The following is an 18,595-nucleotide window of genomic DNA, read 5'->3' as shown; positions in this document are numbered from 1 at the left end:
ACGAATTGATTCGGCAAAAATAGGAAAAAGAGTCGTTCATCGATAGTCGACAGTCATTAGTTTTTTCAGATTCTGCCAACGATTACTCACTGCTGGCTATCGACTGACGACTATCAACTCAATTTCTTGATTTCTTCCCAAACAAAATTCATTAACTCCTGTATATGTTCACGCGAAAAATCGAACGGAACATTCGCAGCTGCATATATTTCCCGAATCGGCGTTTTATATCCCAGGCTCAATGCTTTTTTATAACCCTCTAATCCTGATTTAGGATCGCGACGGTAGTTTCGCCAGACGCCGATGGCCCCTAATTGGGCAATACCATATTCAATGTAATAGAACGGTACTTCGTACAAATGCAATTGCCGCTGCCAGATGTATTCCTTATAATAAGCAAAGCCATCCCAGTTCGTGATCGAATCTGTAAACTGGTCATAGATCCGTAGCCAGTTCTCACGACGCTCGGCATCGGTATGTGTTGGATTTTCGTAAATCCAATGCTGAAATTTATCAATGGTAGCAACCCACGGAAGCGTTTCGATAATCGATTCCAGATGCTGAAGTTTGGCCCGACGCAGTTCTTCTGGATTCTCGAAAAACACATCCCAGTGATCCATCGACAGCAATTCCATACTCATCGAGGCCAATTCTGCCACTTCCATTGGCGGATTTCGGAATGCTTTTAGCGGCAATTCACGGGTCAGGAATGAGTGGACCGCGTGGCCGCCTTCGTGCACCATCGTTACCAGATCGCGCAGGCTGGAGGTTGCATTCATGAAAATAAACGGCACACCAATTTCTTCAAGCGGATAATTGTAGCCACCGGGTGCTTTGCCTTTCCGAGACTCCAGATCAAGATGACCCATCGCCCGCATAATCCGCAAATCGTCGCCTAACTCCTTATCTAATCGATCAAAACAGGTTATTGCTTTTTCGAGTAATTCGTCGCCCGTGGCAAATGGTTTCAACGGTGGACGGCCTTCTACATCGACTTTCGTATCCCAGGGCCGTAGCGGGTCAACAGCTAGTTTTTGCTTCCGTTCCTCAGCCAACTCATTCAATAGTGGCACAACAGATTCAGCAACGGATTCGTGAAAATTAAAGCAATCTTGCGGAGTGTAATCGAAACGACCGAGCGCAGCAAACGAATAATCACGGAAATTGGCGAAACCTGCGTTCGTAGCGATCTGATGCCGTAATGTACGCAGTCGGTCAAAGAGTGTATCGAGTGCCTCGTGATCCTGATAACGGCGTTCCCAGATTTTTCGCCAGGCTTCTTCCCGAACTGCACGATCTGTAGATTGAAGTAGATCACTAGCTTTCGGCAACGTTATTTCCTGACCATCAATCGTCACGGTCATAGCTCCGACAATAGCGCCATATTTTCGCTCTTCCGTTTGAAGTTCGGTTTGGAGCGGAATGTTTTCTTCGCGAAAAATCTCAATGGCTTTTTTCATTCCCCGGACCATAATATCATATCCCTCATCCGTTAACTGGCTCAGGTAAGGGCTATTGACAGCTTTCAAGTCAAGATCGTTACCAAAGGCCGTCATGGGTGGCTGAATCTCGGCGATGAAAAAATTGAGGCTGTTCACCAGCTCTTCATTGGCCGTATCGCAGGTCATACGAATGTAGCGCCAGGCAAAATCTTCTGATAAATACGATTCCAGTTCGCTCCGGTCTACCAGCCACTGCCGCAGATTCGCTGCATTATGGATTGGCCGCTCCAGAAGGTCTTCATATAAGGGTTTTACATCGTCCCAACTCTGTAAAGCAATCCCCTCTCCGATAAACGGACGAGCGGGACGGGAAGGAATAGTCAATGATTCGTTAGCAGTCATTCTTACTCGGCTGGAAAGTGATTTAGCTTCTAAATAAATAGACAAATATCGACAACGCGATCTTTTGTTTGCCTCACAGATAAGTCATTCTAAAACTTTTTTGTTCACAAATTTGCATCTACGAAAATCTTCGTATATGTTTACTACGAAATTATTCGTAGATCATTATGAAGCCGACTGACGCCGAATTAGAAATCCTGCACGTACTCTGGGCAAACGGTCCCAGCACAGTACGACAGGTACATGATATGTTGAGCCAGAATCGTGAAATAGGCTATACAACCGCCTTGAAATTAATGCAGATTATGTACGACAAGGGGCTGCTTTCGCGAGAAGAAGATGCCCGTTCACATACGTATACAGCTCTCGTCAGTGAAGAAGATACGCAGCGAAATCTGGTCGATCGCTTTGTGGAAACGGCTTTTCGGGGATCGGCTTCGAAGTTAGTAATGCAAGTACTGGGCCAGCACAAAGCGTCGCGCGAAGAACTGGATGAGATTAAAGCGCTGCTTAATAATCTGAACCGGGACGCCGGCCGCCGGGATTAAACTGATTAGCAGGATTTTGTACGTAATGATAAAAAATTGAAGAAGTGAATAACTGATTTTGACAAACTTAAGATTTCCTATACTCATGAACGCTTTCCATTTTCTTTCAAATCCGGTAGCCGATGCTCTGGGCTGGACGCTACTTCATGCGATCTGGCAGGGATTCGCCTTAGTATTGCCGGTAGCTGTACTCTTGCACGTATTCCGCAATCGGTCGAGCGCGTTGCGGTATCAGCTGGGTGTCTTTACGCTGCTGGCTCAACTAGTCGCTTCTATTATTACATTTTTCTGGTGCTATAAACCTTCTATAAAAGCCTTACCTAATTACGGAGCCAAAGGGCTAGTGTACCCCGTACGTTGGCAGACAATGGTTCAAACAGTTCCCTGGCACCAGCAGGCCCAACAATTTCTGGAAGCCCACTTAAGTCAGTTTGTGCTTGTTTACCTAATTGGCGTTGGACTATTTGGGTTACGACTCGCAGGCGGATGGATCTATCTGCAACGGTTAAGTCAAACGGCTACGCAACCTGCTACAAAAGGATGGGCGCAATTAACTAATCGGCTGCGTTCTGATTTAGCAATTCGAACGCTTGTTCGGGTACGTGAATCAGCCCGTATTGCTGTGCCCATGGTTGTGGGTATGATGAAGCCTGTTTTATTATTACCGATTGGCTTATCAACTCACCTCTCTATGCGCGAAATCGAAGCGGTTTTAGCCCACGAATTAGCCCATATAAAGCGTCACGATTATGCGGTTAATCTTCTCCAATCGGTTGTTGAAGTGTTGTATTTCTTCCATCCGGCACTTTGGTGGTTATCAGCCCGAGTTCGTGAGGAGCGAGAACATTGCTGCGATGATCTCGCTGTAGAGGTCTGTGGAGGAGATGGCCGTATTTTAGCTCAAGCTCTTGCACGTATCGAAGAGTTGCGGCTCATCCAACAACAAGAAGCGCCTAGTCTGGCAATGGCATTTGCGTCAAAACGTCAGCACTTGCTGCATCGGGTTCGTCGGGTGTTGGGTGTGCAAACCCGGCCGTTTATATCGAATGGTAGTTTGGCTGGACTTACACTAGTCACGATTCTGTTGATGAGCGTATCGGTATATGCCGTTCAAAAACAGGATAAACCCGCTAAAAAGACAACGCAGCCTAAGCCAAACCGAAAACATAAAGTAGATAATAATTCCGAATATGGCATGGCCGGCAATAAACAAGTCAGCTATGTAATTTGGAAGGGTCAAAAACTACCCTCAGCACACATAGCGAAATTACAGAGCGAACTTGACGGTGTAATGGCCGGAAAATTATCGCTCGATAATATTCCGCAAACAGACCGTGATATTTTGCTGACGATTATTGAAAAGAATCAGGCGTTTGATGGCGGGATGGATGCGCTGGCCGAAGGATTATCGCACATTGACTATTCGAACATTGTGGCATCCGCCTTAAAAGATGTACCGCTCAGCCCCGACGGAACGGTAGAAGGACTAGCTAAAGTAAATTATCAGGGCATTATCAACGATGCGTTTGCCTCCATTTCACAGCCTAAAATTGCTACGGATTCGCTGGATCGGTTACGCGTAGTCCAACAGCGTCGGATGGATAGCCTAAGTCAGCTTATGCAGCAGCAGTCGCGGCAAATTCAGGCCTTACAACTACAGATGGAGAAAATGCAGTTTCCGGTGGAAGAGTCTGAACGCAGTCAGCAACTACTGGAATTTCGTAAACAGAAATTGATGGAGCAGCGTATTGCCCTGATCGAAAAACAGCGCCGAGCCATGTATCAGGATGGGAAGCAAAAACAGACGTTGGAAGAAGTCGAGAAACAGGTAGCTGCGCTGGAGCCAGAAATCAAAAAGCAAGAAGCTAGTATTCAGGAAGTAAACCAGCAATTAGAGGCCGCTCAGACGAAAATGCTGGAAGCTCGTAAGCCCCTGGAAAAACTTGAACAGGAAACCCGGCTGTTAGATGAACAACTAGAGCGAATGTCGCAGGAGATGGGACGACAAGGCGAGCGTATGGCGCGGATATCTACGGACTTATCTAATATGAATTTGAATCTCAATATTAATACAGATGGGATGAGATATCGTCCGGCTTCCCCTCGAAAAGCCTCTCGATCTCCGCGTGCCGTTCGAACTGGCTCGATTATTTACGCACCTGGCGTACCTACACCACTCGATCCAGTTGCTGCGCCTGATGTTCCTGCTGCTGTTGCACACCCTCCCGTTAATGTACGTGTAGCGCCAGTTGTTACACCCGCAGCACCGAGCGTTCCAGCCATCGTACCAGCTGCACCGACTAAAGTAACGACACCACGCGCCAAACCCAAAACAGCTGTAGCGCCTAAACCCGAAGAACGAAAATAACTTTTTGTTATCCTGGCGCAGGAAGGACCTTGAGGTTTCCTTGATTGAGTATTAGAAAACCTTAAGGTCCTTCCTGCGCCAGGATGACAAATAATAATAAATCAATAATCAAGTATTGACCTGAAGTCAATTTCAGAGGCCGGCTATTCTACTCTATTTCAATTACCACATTCGGACCCACGGGGTGGGCTACACAGGTAAGCACATAACCAGCTTTTAGCTCCGACTCCGAAAGTCCATCCTCTTCATCTAGTTTCACCTTACCCGATGTACAACGGCCCATACAAGCCGTACACATACCTGCCTGGCAGGAATAGGGCAAATCAATATCCAGATCTAAAGCCGCTTCCAGAATGGTCTGATGAGGAGCAACGGCAAACTTATATTCGCTGCCTTCGTATAAGATTGTTACTTCGGGGGAGCCACTATCAGCGGCTGTTGCTGGCTCTTCAACAACCTCCCCGGCCATTACGGGCGCGTGGGCAAAACTTTCCTTATGAATATGCTCGGCTGAAACACCTACCAGCGACAGAGCTGAACGGGCTTCGCCCATCATCCCATCGGGACCGCATAGATAAAAACTCGCATTTTGTCGTTCGACTGGTGAAAGCTGATCCAACAATTTGGCAATTATGCTCTGGTTCACACGCCCTTTTGCACCTAGCCAGCCGAAATTAGGCTGACTCAAAATATGCGTCACCTGAAAGCGGGATTTACCGTATCCCTTCTCCATCGCGTCCAGATGATCTTTATAGATGATCGATTTCTGATTCCGATTGCCGTAAATCAGCCATACGCGACTATTGGGCTCAACATGTAAGGCCGACTTTGCCATCGAAAACAAGGGCGTGATCCCACTACCCGCTCCAATCAGAATGAGCGTCCGTCGGTTTTGCGGGTCCAATTTTGGGATAAACGTACCCATAGGCTCCAGCGTTTCCAGAACATCACCGGGTTTGATCCGATCGCAGAGGTAATTAGAGGCTAGTCCACCCGGAACACGCTTGACGGATACCGACAAGGATACATCAACGTGAGGAGACGACGCCATTGAATAGGAACGACGGATTTTCTGTCCGTTAATATTCAGTAAAAACGTCAGAAATTGCCCAGGTTGATAGCGGACTTCTTCGTTGATGGGGTGCCAGAAACTTATTGTTACAGCGTCGGCCGTTTCCCGAACGACGTCTTTAACTTTCAAAAAATACCGATTTGCCATTATTCAGGTTATTGTCATTATCGTTTGACGTTTGATGCTTAGTCAACTACTTATAACCTAATTAACTCCAAACATTAAACTTTAGACTTCAAACGAAAGAACAGTTTCACAAAAGTACAGCGAACACCCGGAACTTAGCCATTTTTATAAAATTCAACTAACTGTTCGGCGGGTGCTTTTAGGATACGGCCCATAATCAAACCCTTTTTTTGAACAGCCAATCGAAGCGAATCAGCAAAAAAATAGGCAATGGAACCAACGAAATGAACCGGCCAACTATCCGATTCCGGAAAACGTTTAACGTAAGTTGTCAGAAATAATCCGAAAGCATCGGTGACTAATTCTCCAATATAAGGATGTGTCAGATGATCGGATAGAAAGGGCGTAAACGAAGCAAAATAGCGGTTCGGGTAGGGTTTTTTATAGGCATTTTCCAGCAACGTTGTTCTATCAAGCCCATAACGAGCCTGAAATGCTTCGCGCAGATCAGCGGGTAATCGCTCCTGAAAAAAATCGCGGACAAGCGTTTTCCCTAAATATCCGCCACTTCCCTCATCGCCAAGCCAGAAACCGAGCGACTGAATACCTCGGATCACTTGTTGACCATCGTAACAACAAGCATTTGAGCCTGTCCCCAAAATGCAAACGATACCCGATTGATGACCAGCGGCTCCCCGTGCGGCTCCAACGATGTCACTGGCCACTTCAATTGTCTGTAAACCAGGCAAAACAGTTTGTATAGAATCAGCTACAATATGATTCACCGATGGCCCTGTACAGCCCGTTCCATAAAAATAAACGTGCGTAATTGATGAGTCAGTAATATGTGGACGTAATTGGTCTCGCAACGTAGCTGTCATTTGTTCTACGTTTTGATAATATGGATTCAATCCATCCGTTTGAATAGCGTGGACTTCTCCGCTGGCATCTACGAGCCGCCAGTCGGTTTTTGTTGAGCCGCTATCGGCAATAAGCATTGACATGATTTAGAGTTTAAATTAATTGCCCAATGGCTTTAAATCGACTGAAAACGCTTTCTGTGTGAGGTGCATCAGCTAATTCATCGGTGAGGTCCTGACCAGCCCAATGTTCGTAATGTTTGCCATTGCGCCACAATCGCGACGCAGACAGGTCGTAAATGATGCCATCGAAAGCACACCAGATGTCGTCACGATCCTGTCCGTTACGTAAGGCGAGTTGTGAGCGGGTGTACGTTGGCAGTGAAGCATGAATAGTTGGTGTCATACGTCCGATAACTCAGTTAACCGAATAATTAGGCACTAATTTTGTAAGTGCCAACAAAATTAGCGTAACTTTAACCACTTCTGATTCCTTTGTATTTGATTAACCATGAGAAAAACTTACTGCATTAGTTTCCTTTCGATAGTCGTTTTGTTCGTCCTGCTAACAGGCTGTGGAGGAAGTAAGGTAGCTCCTGTTTCGGAACGGATTGCCAAAGTGTGGACAGCTAGTAAAGTCGATGAAAACAGTACGACTGTTTATACGAAAGGAGGAACTGCTAACATTCGGGATTATTCGAAATTCAAGCTCGATCTCAGCAAAGCCCCAACGGTTACCTATACCGAGTATGACGGCAATACGTTTACCGGCCAATACTCGCTACCTGACGACAATACGCTTAAACTAACGAATCTGAATCCTTCGCCAACAGGAGACAATGGTGCGATTACGTTTACGATCAATTCGATCGACGATAGCAATTTAAAACTGACACGCCAAACGGCCAGCCAAAAAACGGGTGGCACAACCAACGTATACGGGCTGACAAATCCGTAAGGAGTTCATAAACCAATTCATCAAAAAAGCCGTTCCGTAGATCAATCGGAACGGCTTTTTTGATGAATTGGCCTTTATCAGCGGCTAATTCATCAATACCGACCACTATTGATTAATGACTTTTTTATGACTGATTTAAATACACTCGGCGAAATCGGCTTAATCGAACGCATTCGTCAGGCAACCCCAGCTCCTGCTCATTCAGAAACAGTGCTGGGTATTGGCGACGATGCAGCCGTATTCGACTGGGGAGACGACTATGGTTTATTAGCGACCGATATGCTGGTAGAAGGCATCCATTTTGACTTGGCGTATGTACCGCTAAAACATCTTGGTTATAAAGCAATTACGTTTGGCGTATCAGATATTGCGGCCATGAATGGATTGCCTTTGCAGGTAACCGTTGGGATTGCCCTCAGCAGTCGATTTCCTGTTGAGGCCGTTGATGAATTGTATGAAGGCATTCGAGCTGCCTGTGAGTCCTACAACATTGATCTGGTCGGGGGGGATACAACTGCTTCCCGATCTGGACTGATTATTTCGATATCCGTTTTGGGTAAAGTGTCAAAAGACCTAATTACGTACCGAAATACAGCCCAGCCCAACGATGTCGTATGCGTAACGGGCGATCTGGGCGCAGCCTACTTGGGTCTGCAGCTGTTGGAGCGCGAGAAACAAGTATTTCTAGCCGATCCCAATATGCAGCCGAATCTTTCGGAAGAACGAGCCTATCTGATCCAACGTCAGCTCCGTCCAGACGCCCGAACTGACATTGTTCATGAACTTCGGGATTTGAGCATCCGCCCAACGGCAATGATCGATATTTCGGATGGTCTTGCTTCTGAACTACTCCATCTTTGCCATCAATCCGGTACGGGGGCCATCATTTTCGATGAAAATTTACCAATCGACGATCAGACGCATCTAGCCGCTGACGAATTCAAAATCAGCCCAGTAACGGCAGCGTTAAATGGTGGAGAAGATTACGAACTTCTGTTTACGGTTCGTCCGCAAGCGTTTGAAAAACTGGCTAATCACGCGCGAATTACAGCTATTGGTTATTTAACGGCTGACCCTTCGCAAATTGTTCTAGCGACCAAAGCCGGTCAGCAAACCCCGATTCGGGCACAAGGCTGGGGAAATTCAGCGGTTTAATATTAAAATACTTTTTGTCATCCTGACCGAAGAGAAGGATCTTATTGTTTCCTAACATATCAGTAAGGCCAATTCGAGATCCTTCCCTGCGGCCAGAATCACAAAAACTGCCTTGAAAAGAATCAGTATGCAAAAGCGAGTTAAGTTTGATTTTGACTTTCACTTTACCAACGGAGGCAGTTTGAAAGGGGAAGATTTCCGATTAGATATCTATGGAGACACGATTTCGGATCAGGAATTAATCGACTATGTCATTGATGATTTGCAGTTGTTGATGGTCGGGAAGGCGCATATTTTTAATAAAGAAATTATTACAGAAGCGCATAAGCGATCTGCCAATGCTAAAAATGGCCAGCGAGCCCAACTAATCGATCTGAGTCATACAATTGAGAATGGGCTTGTTACCTACAAGGGCATCCCCGCTCCTATCATTTGTGATTATTTAAGCCGCGAAAACTCCCGTCAGATTTACGAACCCGGCACCGAATTTCAGATTGGCAAAATCGAGATGGTGACCAACACAGGTACCTATCTCGATTGTCCATTTCATCGATTTGAGAATGGGAAAGATTTATCGGAAGTTGGTTTGGAAGCCTTTACGGATTTGGAAGGCCTAGTTATTCGTGTTCCTCATCGCGAAACCTTAGCCATTACCGAAGCGCATTTGCAGGGTTACGAACTGCGAAATCGGGCTGTATTGATTAATACTGGCTGGGATGAATTCTGGAATACGGATGCCTATTACGAACATCACCCATTTCTAACTGCCAACGCTGCCGCTTACTTACGCGATTGCCAGGTTAAGCTGGTTGGTATTGATTCGCATAATATCGACGATACGCGGGGCAAAAGTCGTCCCACTCATACGACCTTATTAGGTGCCGATATTCTAATTGTTGAACACCTCTGCAATCTGTCTTTAGTTCCCAATGAAAGGTTTACGTTTAGCGCAATTCCACCCAAATTCAAAGGAGTAGGCACATTTCCCGTACGTGCTATGGCGAAAATCTCTTGATTTAATTTCCCTCAATTTATGCGTCAAATAGTCTTTTATTCTATCTTATTCATTATTAGCCTTTTGGTAGCAACTAGCTGCAAAAACGAATCAGCACCTCCAGACCCTGATATGGCCAATGTGGTGTCGGGTGCCTATGATGTGACAACAGTTACTATTGCAGGTAGTAGCCAGCCGCAGACGGTTTCAGGTACGGTTGTTATCGTTCAAGATGGGACTGCGTTGGATAAAGTGACGCTTACGCTGACGTATAGAACGGCTGGTTCATCGGGTAGTTCCACTTTTTCCGAAAGCAAACCTATTACGCTTCAGCGATCAGGAAGTTCGATTGATTTATACAACACCAATACTAAAGTGGGTAGCTGGGCAGCATCGACAGTAACACTTACCAATTATCCGTTTAATAGCTCTACAATCAGTTTAACAGCAACTAAACAGCAATAAGAAGTGGTATCTAATTATCTGGCGCGTACGAATTTTGAGTAGCAATTTCGCTCGCAACGAGGCAGGAAGAGTAAGGTGTCGCCCTTGAATTTTAGCCCCTGTTTAAAATATACCGTTGCTCGATTCGTGGTGATGTAAAAATTGATTCCCAGGCTATCGGGGTATGTGGTATCGACCTTATAATATTTGATGGGGTAATAATAGGACATCGTATCACCACTAGCGCCTAATTTACCATCTGCACCAAATGTCAGCGTTTGTGGGATACTGGCCGAATATTTTCGGAGTACGTCAATGGATTTCACGACGATGATCGTATCCTTCACATAGCCATCTTTGACAAAGACCGTATCTTTTATGTACTGCCCGTTTACCAGCGTTGAATCAATTTTGTAGTGAGCTGGCACAAAAACAGAATCGATCAGGTCATCCCGAACATCAACCGGGAAAAGTCGTTCGACTAAGCGCCAGGTACCCGTAATACGAGAATCACCTACACCGGGCGAAAAATCCGTAGTGGCCTCTTTACACTCGATCAGGAGCGTGGTCAGGAGTAGCGTCAGGCTTAAGTAAACTACTTTTTTCACAAAGGAATCACATCGTTTTTAGGCTAACGAACAGATGATTTCTGTCATTGCCTTCTGCGTTTATTCTATCGACCCAATAACCCTACCAGACATCTGCGTAAAAGCCGATTTCGTCTGGAAGGGTTATTGGAATCCAGACTAGACTAAACAAACTCCGTGCCTCGTTCTTTGGCGTCGGCCACAAAATTTTTCACTTTCTGTTCTTCTTCTTTCCGGCAGATCATCAGCACGTTATCGTACTCGGCAACAATATAGCCATCCAATCCATTGACAACCACGAGTCGATCTTTCGGCGTTTTGATGATACAGTTTTTTGTATCGTACAACATGATATGCCCGTCGATCACATTAAAGTCTTCGTTTTTGTCCGATACTTCATACAACGATTTCCACGTACCCAGATCCGACCAGCCAAAATCGCTGAGCACTACGTGCACATTTTTAGCCTTTTCCATCACGCCATTGTCAATGGAAATGCTTTTAGTGAGCGAATACGCTTTATCAACAAATGCTTTTTCGTGTTCGGTATAGTACGCATCTTTCCCTTCCTCAAAAATCTCGGCAACCTCAGGAAGGTAGGCTTCAAACGCTTTGATAATCGCCTGTGCATTCCAGACGAAAATACCCGCATTCCAGACGAATTCGCCACTAGCCAGAAACTCCTGGGCTAATTCGAGGTGAGGTTTTTCGGTAAACGTCTTGACTTTTTTGAGCGGCTGATCATCTTCGGTAGGAATGTATTGAATATACCCATATCCCGTATCTGGGCGGCTGGGCTGTATACCTAACGTCACCAGAATATCCTGATCTTTCGTCGCCTTCAGCGCAGTTTTTATGGTACGCTGAAATTCTTCTTCTTTCAAAATAATATGATCAGCAGGCGCTACGATGATATTGGCTTCGGGATCATGCTGCGCAATTTTATAGCAGGCATAGGCAATGCAGGGAGCCGTATTCCGGGCAATGGGTTCACAAAGTACCTGATCATCCGATAACTGTGGCAATTGTTGCTGGCAAAGATCTTTATAGAGCCAGCTCGTAACGATAAAAATATGTTCGGGAGGGCAGATGCCGTCAAAACGGTCAGCAGTTTGTTGAAGCAGGGTTCGGCCAGTGCCGAGTACATCGTGGAATTGTTTGGGATAGCTTGTACGGCTGAAAGGCCAGAATCGTGTTCCAACACCCCCTGCCATTATAACAACATACGTATGATTCATTGATACTTCGATAATTTTTAGACAAAGTTGCTACTATCTAACTGATTTTACGAAGTACAAGTTACGATTTGCTAGCGAACGGAGGGTGAGAATGACGAAGTATGGGTTACAAATGGCGATTTAGTGCTAATGAATCCTCGTAAATCAAAAATGTATTGAGTGACGGAAGCGTATAGGGGTCTCCCCTGTCCCGTTTCAGGAGAAAGGTTGGGGGAGATCAGCACTTCACAATCCCTAATAGTCGCCCCCAACAGCACGTAACAGCGCGACGGAAAACTGCATTTCCTGGCTACGCAGTTGAGCCATTTGTTGTTCGGCAGCAAGAATCGTACGTTGTGAATCAAGCACTTCCAGATAGGTAGCTAAACCCCGAACATAGAGTTCACGATTGTATTGCTCAGTACGACGGGCTAAAGTCAGCGTTTGGCCTTGTAGATCAATTTGCTGACGCAGAAGCGTTAAATTATCTAAAGCCGTTTCGGCATCGCGTTGAGCCAGTTGCAAAGCTTGCTGATAGGCTTGCTGGTTTGTCAGCACCTGCTGCTTGGTCAAGGCGATGTTCTGGCGGGCGCGGTGACCTTCATAAAGTGGAACTGACGCGTTTATTCCCACAATATACGTAGCACTACTTGGCGAAAACCAGGGGCCAATTCGTCCTGATAAGAATCCACCAGAACCCACCAGATTTACTCTCGGCAACGTGCTATTCTGCTGAAGCGTAACCTGTGCAGCCGCCACCTGATTCTGTCGAATAAACTGAACTAAGTCAGGTCGGCGTTGCAACTGCTCTGGGGATACGCTTGCATACGGATACATCAAGGCAGCCGTGGGTAATGTACCGAAGGGTACTGAAAATTGAGTTGGGTCTTGTGCACAGAGTTGTGCTAGTCCATTAACGAGTTCAACCCGAGCACGTTCCAGACCTTTCAAAGTAACTTGCAAACCAGCGTAATCTGTTTCTGCCCGTTGCACATCAATCTGATTAATCAGACCGACTCGGAAACGCTCCCGCAGAATCGACAGGGTTGTATCACGCGATTGAATATTCCGACGAAAAACGGCCTGTTCGGCATCATTACCACGAATTAGCAAATAGGTACGGGCGATATCGGACGCTAGGCTCAACCGAAAGGCTTGATAATCAGCTACACTAGCCTGCGCCTGTAAATCAGTGACAGCAATATTGGTCCGAATTCGTTTGAAAAGATCTACCTCATAGCTAGCGTCGATCGGCAATAGCTGAAACGTACTCAACTGAAATCGAGGCACTTCATCAGGCGCTGCCGTCGTTAAAGCCAGCGGGCGACGTTGCGACAAACTCTGCGTTGTTACCAGAATTGAACTACGTAACGAGGGAGATAAAAACGATTGCGCAACCCGCACCCGAATCCGAGCTTCTTCTAATCGACTCAGGGCTGCTTTTAGATTCGGACTATTATCTAACCCCTGCTGAATCAGCAACTCTAGATAAGGATCGCCAAAGCGCTTAAAACCACTTATCGTTAATGCTGGCGACAGATCGTTATCAGTTAGCACAGAGGCTGTTGTCGATGGTTGACCTGCGGTGCTAGAAGTACCTGAATTTTGCGGTTGAATGGTTCCTTGCGTCGCTGCCGGTGTAGCTCCCGGCTGAACCGTAACGGCTCCCCCCGTTGGATTAACGGGCGTCGTCTGCCCCAAAACGACTGAACTACAAACAATAAACCCTAAAAAACTAAAAAAAACTTTCATCATTTACGTGCCACAGTTTTTTCGGCAATTGGCTTCCGGAGTCTAACTTTTTGTCCGTCCTGTAGTTGGTCATTCGGATTGGTGATAACCACTTCCTGGCCTGTTAATCCGCTCGACGCTTCCAGGGTTGTGCCATAATCACGACCGAGTGTAATCGGGACAAATTTTACACGTTGACCCGAATCAACAACCACTACACGGGGGCCCTCCGGTGTTATTTGTAATGCGTTTGCGGGTATCAGAATGGGCGCATTCGCAGCAATCATATTGAACTTCACCTGACTGTATAATCCCGAAGGCAGCGTTCCTTTTGGATTCGGAATCACTACTTCGGCCAGTAATGTCCGCGATTCATTGCGCAACGTACCTGATGTCCGAACCACTTTTCCCGCAAATTTCTGATTTTTCAATTCGGGAATCATCACCGTTGCCGGAAGTCCTACTTTCACATATTGAAAATACGTTTGTGGTACATCGACAAATACCCGAAGCGTACCCAATTCCGAAATCGTAAACAGCGGCTGACCAGAACCGGGCGATACCAACACACCATTCTCAGCCGTACGACTCGTAATTATGCCACTAAACGGCGCCCGAATCTGCTGTAGAGCCTTTAGCGCTTCCAACCGACCAACGTTGGCTTTTGCTACCACCACAGCCGATTGCCGCGTATCAACATCCTGCTTGGCTACAGCACCTGGCAATTGCACACTTTGTAAACGGTCGAGATTCGCTTGCGCCAGCTGTTGATCAGCTTTTGCCCGGGCGATGTCCTGATCCAATTCGGGCGCATCGATGGTTGCCAGTAATTGGCCTTGCTGAACTTTCGCTCCGATATCGACAAACCATCGACGTAAAAAACCTTGCGTACGAGCATACAAGGGCGTTTGCCGATACGGTTGAATCTGACCTGGCAATACAAGTCCCGTTGTATCCGACGAAAATTTCAGCGGAACGGCATTGACAATAGGTTCTCGATTCGTCTCGGCAACAGCCTCTGCTTTCAGCTCCTGACTATTGCGAATCCGGGGCAATACCCCGAAAAACACAAACAGCGCAATGAGCACCAGCAAGGGAATAATGATTCGAAGTGCTTTCATATAAATCAGTTAATTCAATTTTTCAATCGTTACAATAGCGTCTTTATTGAGCGGACCGTACAAATGCGGAAACAGTTCATTGTTGGTAGCCGACTCGTATTTCAATTCATGCGTCAGTTTATCCGTATCGACGTGCAACAGCAATAAATCAGGTACATTCTGATAATATCGTTCTAGCGTTCTTGCCACCTGCTCTTTTTGCGACAGATGAATAAACCCTTCCGTCTGCAAACTAGCCGCTTCGTAAGTCGGCTGTCCATCAAAATTTTCCCAGTTAGCTGCGGGAACAATGTGATAAATGGTTGCCATACTAAACTTCCTCTTCTACAGGTGTAGCCTCTACAGGCTTCGATTTGGTTTCGCGCGCCAGATAGCTAAATACGACCGGCACAAACAACAGTGTCGTGAACGTAGCCAGCAAGAGTCCGCCAATTACAGCCCGACCCAGCGGTGCATTTTGCTCACCACCTTCACCTAGCCCTAGCGACATTGGCAACATCCCGATAATCATGGCAATGGCCGTCATGATAATAGGCCGTAATCGAGTTCGTCCAGCTTCCAGCGCGGCCGCATACGCATCGCCCGCTACTTCAGGCAAATAATCTTTCGCAAAACTGACCAGCAGAATACTGTTCGCTGTAGCCACCCCAACGCTCATGATAGCCCCCATCAGCGATGGAATACTGAAGGTTGTACCCGTCAGGAATAGCATCCAGACCATGCCGCTCAATGCACCTGGCAACGCGGTAATAATAATGAACGGGTAGCGGAACGACTGGAAGTTAACCACCATCAGCAGATAGACAAACAGCGCGGCAAAGACAATACCCAATCCCAGTCGGTTAAAGGCACTCTCCATACTCTCCACCTGGCCACGAATCGTAATCGTATTACCAGGTTTGAGCTGCGTTTTATATTCCGCCACCAGTTTGTTCAGCTCTTTCGCAACTGAACCTAAATCGGTCTTTTCAACCCCGCCATAAATATCAAAGCTAGGCTGCGTATTCACCCGGTTGATAATGACCGGTGCTGTGGTTCGCCGAACCGTCGTAATGTTATTCAGTAATTGCGGGCTCGTTTGTTGACCGGGAATAATCGGTGTACGGAGCAATTTGTCGTACGAATCCAGTTTGTAAGGCGGTGTCTGTACAGCAATAATGTACGGGAATCCGGTATTTGGGTCTGGCCAGAAATTCGGACGCGTTTGGCCGGTACCGCTGAGCGAAATATTCAGGTTGGTTGCTACACGCTGTTCCGTCAAGCCAAACTGGCTCGCCCGTTCGCGGTCAACCTCCAGAAAGAGTTCGGGAGCATCCAGAACCTGATGTAGGTGAACATCGACCATACCCGGAATCTGAGCCATTTTCTTCTGTATTTCTCGGGTAATTTTCAGGTTATTATTCCGGTCAAAACCCGACACCTGCACGTCGATAGTTGAGGTCAGACCGAAATTTAGAATCTGACTGACGATATCGGCAGGTAAAAAGAAATATGTAATATCCGGCATTTCCTCCCGCAGCCGCGCCCGCAATTTCCGTACGTAATCGTCAGTAGAATGTTCGCGTTCTTCGTTCAGCGAAATCAGCAGCTCCGAGTCAGCCGAACTGGCGGTAGCGTTATCCGAGAAGAAGAAATTATATCGTTCTGCGGTTAGGCCAATGTTACTGATAACAGAACCAATTTCCGATTGCGGAATCACTTCCCGAACGATGGCAGTCGTTTTTGCCGAAATCTGCTCGGTAGCTTCCAGTCGGGTTCCAGCTGGAGCACGCATGTGAAGGCGAATTTGCCCGGCATCAACACGTGGGAAGAAATCGCGTCCGACAAACGGTACAAGAACCACAGTAAAGGCGATAGCCGCCAAAAAGATCGCAAATACCGTTCGACGGTGATTCAACACCCATTCCAAAGCACGAACATAACGGGCTTGGAATCGGTCGAAACCAGCATTGAATCGGTTATAAAAACGGCGAAATGCGCTTGGTCGTTTTGTGCTGTGATTATGCTGATGTTCGTTTCGTAGCATCAAATCAGCCAACATAGGCACCAGCGTTCTCGAAAGAACATAGGATGCCAGCATGGCAAATACAACAGCCTCAGCCAGCGGGCCAAACAGGAATCGAGCGGGGCCTTCCAGGAATAAAACCGACGTAAATACAATACAGATCGTCAGCGTCGAGACGAGGGTTGGCGTTGCAATTTGCTGGGCGCCCTCCAGAATTGCCTGTCGGAGTGGCATTCCCAATTCCTCGTTTCGGTGAATATTTTCGATGGTTACCGTGGCATCGTCGACCAAGATACCGATAGCCAGCGCCAATCCGCCCAGGGTTTCAATATTCAGCGTTTCGCCTAATAAATACAGGGCAATCAGCGAGGTTAGAATGGATAGCGGAATCGAAATAGCGACAATCAATGTACTCCGCCAGCTTCCGAGAAACAATAAAATCAAAGCAGCCGTCAATAATGCAGCAATCAGACCTTCGGTTAAAACGCCTTCAATCGATGCCCGAACGAATAAAGATTGGTCGAATAAACCTTCGATCCGCAAGTTGGCAGGAGCCGCAGCCCGAACCGTTGGTAGAATCTGATTTTGAATCTTGTCGACAATTTCGGTGGTCGATGCGTTACCAGTTTTTACAATCCGCATCAGAATACCCTTGCTACCATCCTGCTTCACAATGTTTGACTGAACCGCAGCCCCATCATGCACATTCGCCACATCCCGCATGTGAACGGTTGTACCGCCAACTACCTTGATCGGAATGTCATTCAGCGTCGTGATAACATCAGGTTTTGAATTCAGTCGGACGTTGTATTCCCGTTCAGCTACTCGCAAAGCTCCACCTGGAAGAGTCAGGTTTTGAGCTGAAACTGCGTTGGTCACTTCTTCGGGTGTGACGTTATACGCAATCATCTGATCGGGTTCCAGATCGACTGCAATCTGACGAGTTTTTCCCCCGAACGCCTGGGAAAGTCGGCTACCGGGTACCGTCGAAATCTGGGGACGAACACGGGTTTGTGCATAGTCCGTAATCTGTTGTTCCGTAAGACTATCCGACGAAAGACCTAATTGCAATACCGGAACGTCTGTCGCATTGTATCGCACAATGAGCGGAGGCTGCGTTCCGGGCGGCATCCTGACCAGAATTGTTTGCGAAATAGCCGTTACCTGTGCAATCGCTTCCTCAATCTTTACGGTTGGCTGGAAGAAAATTTTCAGAACGGCTGTGCCATTGTACGTCTGTGATTCAAGCCGTTGTATATCGCTAACGTTGTTGATGAGGGATGTTTCGGAGAAGTTAGTGATCATCTTCTCCATCTCGTTCGTTGATAGGCCAGTATACCCCCAAATGACCGATACCACCGGGATATTAATACGCGGAAAAATATCGGTAGGCATTTGGTTTACCGCCAGCCCACCCATAATCATAATCAGCAACGCCATGACGGCGATGGTGTATTTTTTTTCTAATGCTAAGCGGACAATCCACATAGTTAGCTGGATGAGTAATTGTCAATATTGAGACAAAATTACCAGTCGCTCTGCGACCAGAACAGGTAGGTTTGGTA

16 protein-coding genes are annotated in these 18,595 nt (G+C 46.7%); 6 read left to right on the top strand and 10 right to left on the bottom strand.

What is annotated here, in order from left to right; translation table 11 throughout:
- Positions 1-113 precede the first annotated feature (113 nt).
- Positions 114-1,844: a M3 family oligoendopeptidase gene (locus ACYVE4_RS02895; RefSeq protein ID WP_460995405.1), complete on the bottom strand. Its 1,731-nt coding sequence runs from the start codon at positions 1,842-1,844 to the stop codon at positions 114-116.
- A 167-nt stretch (positions 1,845-2,011) separates the two neighbouring features.
- On the opposite strand from ACYVE4_RS02895, the gene ACYVE4_RS02890 reads away from it, so the two are divergent.
- Both ACYVE4_RS02890 and ACYVE4_RS02885 read left to right on the top strand, forming a co-directional pair.
- The gene (locus ACYVE4_RS02890) at positions 2,012-2,392 is read left to right on the top strand and encodes a BlaI/MecI/CopY family transcriptional regulator (protein ID WP_460995404.1); all 381 of its coding nucleotides are present in this window, start codon (positions 2,012-2,014) and stop codon (positions 2,390-2,392) included.
- An 85-nt stretch (positions 2,393-2,477) separates the two neighbouring features.
- Positions 2,478-4,760: a M56 family metallopeptidase gene (locus ACYVE4_RS02885; protein WP_460995403.1), complete on the top strand. Its 2,283-nt coding sequence runs from the start codon at positions 2,478-2,480 to the stop codon at positions 4,758-4,760.
- Between the two features lie 148 nt (positions 4,761-4,908).
- Here ACYVE4_RS02885 and ACYVE4_RS02880 read toward each other — a convergent pair whose 3' ends face one another.
- The 3 genes from ACYVE4_RS02880 to ACYVE4_RS02870 all read right to left on the bottom strand — a co-directional run bounded on the left by ACYVE4_RS02880 (position 4,909) and on the right by ACYVE4_RS02870 (position 7,224).
- The gene (locus tag ACYVE4_RS02880; RefSeq protein WP_460995402.1) at positions 4,909-5,979 is read right to left on the bottom strand and encodes a 2Fe-2S iron-sulfur cluster-binding protein; all 1,071 of its coding nucleotides are present in this window, start codon (positions 5,977-5,979) and stop codon (positions 4,909-4,911) included.
- Between the two features lie 134 nt (positions 5,980-6,113).
- Positions 6,114-6,962, bottom strand: a complete 849-nt coding sequence (locus ACYVE4_RS02875; RefSeq protein ID WP_460995401.1) for an N-acetylglucosamine kinase — start codon at positions 6,960-6,962, stop codon at positions 6,114-6,116.
- Between the two features lie 10 nt (positions 6,963-6,972).
- Positions 6,973-7,224 (bottom strand): cytochrome b5 domain-containing protein, encoded by a 252-nt coding sequence (locus ACYVE4_RS02870; RefSeq protein ID WP_460995400.1) that lies wholly within the window; start codon positions 7,222-7,224, stop codon positions 6,973-6,975.
- Positions 7,225-7,329: 105 nt separating this feature from the next.
- Between ACYVE4_RS02870 and ACYVE4_RS02865 the strand changes: the two genes are divergently transcribed.
- The 4 genes from ACYVE4_RS02865 (at position 7,330) to ACYVE4_RS02850 (ending at position 10,390) form a co-directional block, all read left to right on the top strand.
- Complete coding sequence (locus tag ACYVE4_RS02865; RefSeq protein WP_460995399.1) at positions 7,330-7,776, top strand: hypothetical protein; 447 nt, start codon at positions 7,330-7,332, stop codon at positions 7,774-7,776.
- Between the two features lie 126 nt (positions 7,777-7,902).
- Positions 7,903-8,931, top strand: a complete 1,029-nt coding sequence (gene thiL / locus ACYVE4_RS02860; RefSeq protein ID WP_460995398.1) for a thiamine-phosphate kinase — start codon at positions 7,903-7,905, stop codon at positions 8,929-8,931.
- Positions 8,932-9,058: 127 nt separating this feature from the next.
- A complete protein-coding gene (locus ACYVE4_RS02855; RefSeq protein WP_460995397.1) occupies positions 9,059-9,946 on the top strand; it encodes a cyclase family protein in 888 nt (295 codons plus the stop codon).
- An 18-nt stretch (positions 9,947-9,964) separates the two neighbouring features.
- Complete coding sequence (locus tag ACYVE4_RS02850; RefSeq protein ID WP_460995396.1) at positions 9,965-10,390, top strand: hypothetical protein; 426 nt, start codon at positions 9,965-9,967, stop codon at positions 10,388-10,390.
- 14 nt (positions 10,391-10,404) lie between these two features.
- Here the strand turns inward: ACYVE4_RS02850 and ACYVE4_RS02845 are convergent, their stop codons facing one another.
- The 6 genes from ACYVE4_RS02845 to ACYVE4_RS02820 all read right to left on the bottom strand — a co-directional run bounded on the left by ACYVE4_RS02845 (position 10,405) and on the right by ACYVE4_RS02820 (position 18,518).
- The gene (locus ACYVE4_RS02845) at positions 10,405-10,977 is read right to left on the bottom strand and encodes a hypothetical protein (RefSeq protein WP_460995395.1); all 573 of its coding nucleotides are present in this window, start codon (positions 10,975-10,977) and stop codon (positions 10,405-10,407) included.
- Positions 10,978-11,120: 143 nt separating this feature from the next.
- Complete coding sequence (locus ACYVE4_RS02840) at positions 11,121-12,194, bottom strand: mannose-1-phosphate guanylyltransferase (RefSeq protein WP_460995394.1); 1,074 nt, start codon at positions 12,192-12,194, stop codon at positions 11,121-11,123.
- Positions 12,195-12,428: 234 nt separating this feature from the next.
- Positions 12,429-13,925 (bottom strand): TolC family protein, encoded by a 1,497-nt coding sequence (locus tag ACYVE4_RS02835; RefSeq protein WP_460995459.1) that lies wholly within the window; start codon positions 13,923-13,925, stop codon positions 12,429-12,431.
- Positions 13,925-15,025 carry an efflux RND transporter periplasmic adaptor subunit gene (locus ACYVE4_RS02830; protein ID WP_460995393.1) on the bottom strand — a complete coding sequence of 367 codons (1,101 nt, stop codon included), beginning with the start codon at positions 15,023-15,025 and terminating at the stop codon, positions 13,925-13,927. Before ACYVE4_RS02830 ends, ACYVE4_RS02835 begins: the two co-directional genes overlap by 1 nt.
- 9 nt (positions 15,026-15,034) lie before the next feature.
- Positions 15,035-15,334 (bottom strand): DUF952 domain-containing protein, encoded by a 300-nt coding sequence (locus ACYVE4_RS02825; protein ID WP_460995392.1) that lies wholly within the window; start codon positions 15,332-15,334, stop codon positions 15,035-15,037.
- 1 nt (position 15,335) lies between these two features.
- The gene (locus ACYVE4_RS02820; protein ID WP_460995391.1) at positions 15,336-18,518 is read right to left on the bottom strand and encodes an efflux RND transporter permease subunit; all 3,183 of its coding nucleotides are present in this window, start codon (positions 18,516-18,518) and stop codon (positions 15,336-15,338) included.
- Between the last annotated feature and the right edge of the window lie 77 nt (positions 18,519-18,595).

The sequence above is a fragment of the Spirosoma harenae genome (assembly GCF_054776975.1).
Note: the sequence above shows the minus strand (reverse complement) of the source record. Positions and strands in the feature narration are given on the sequence as shown.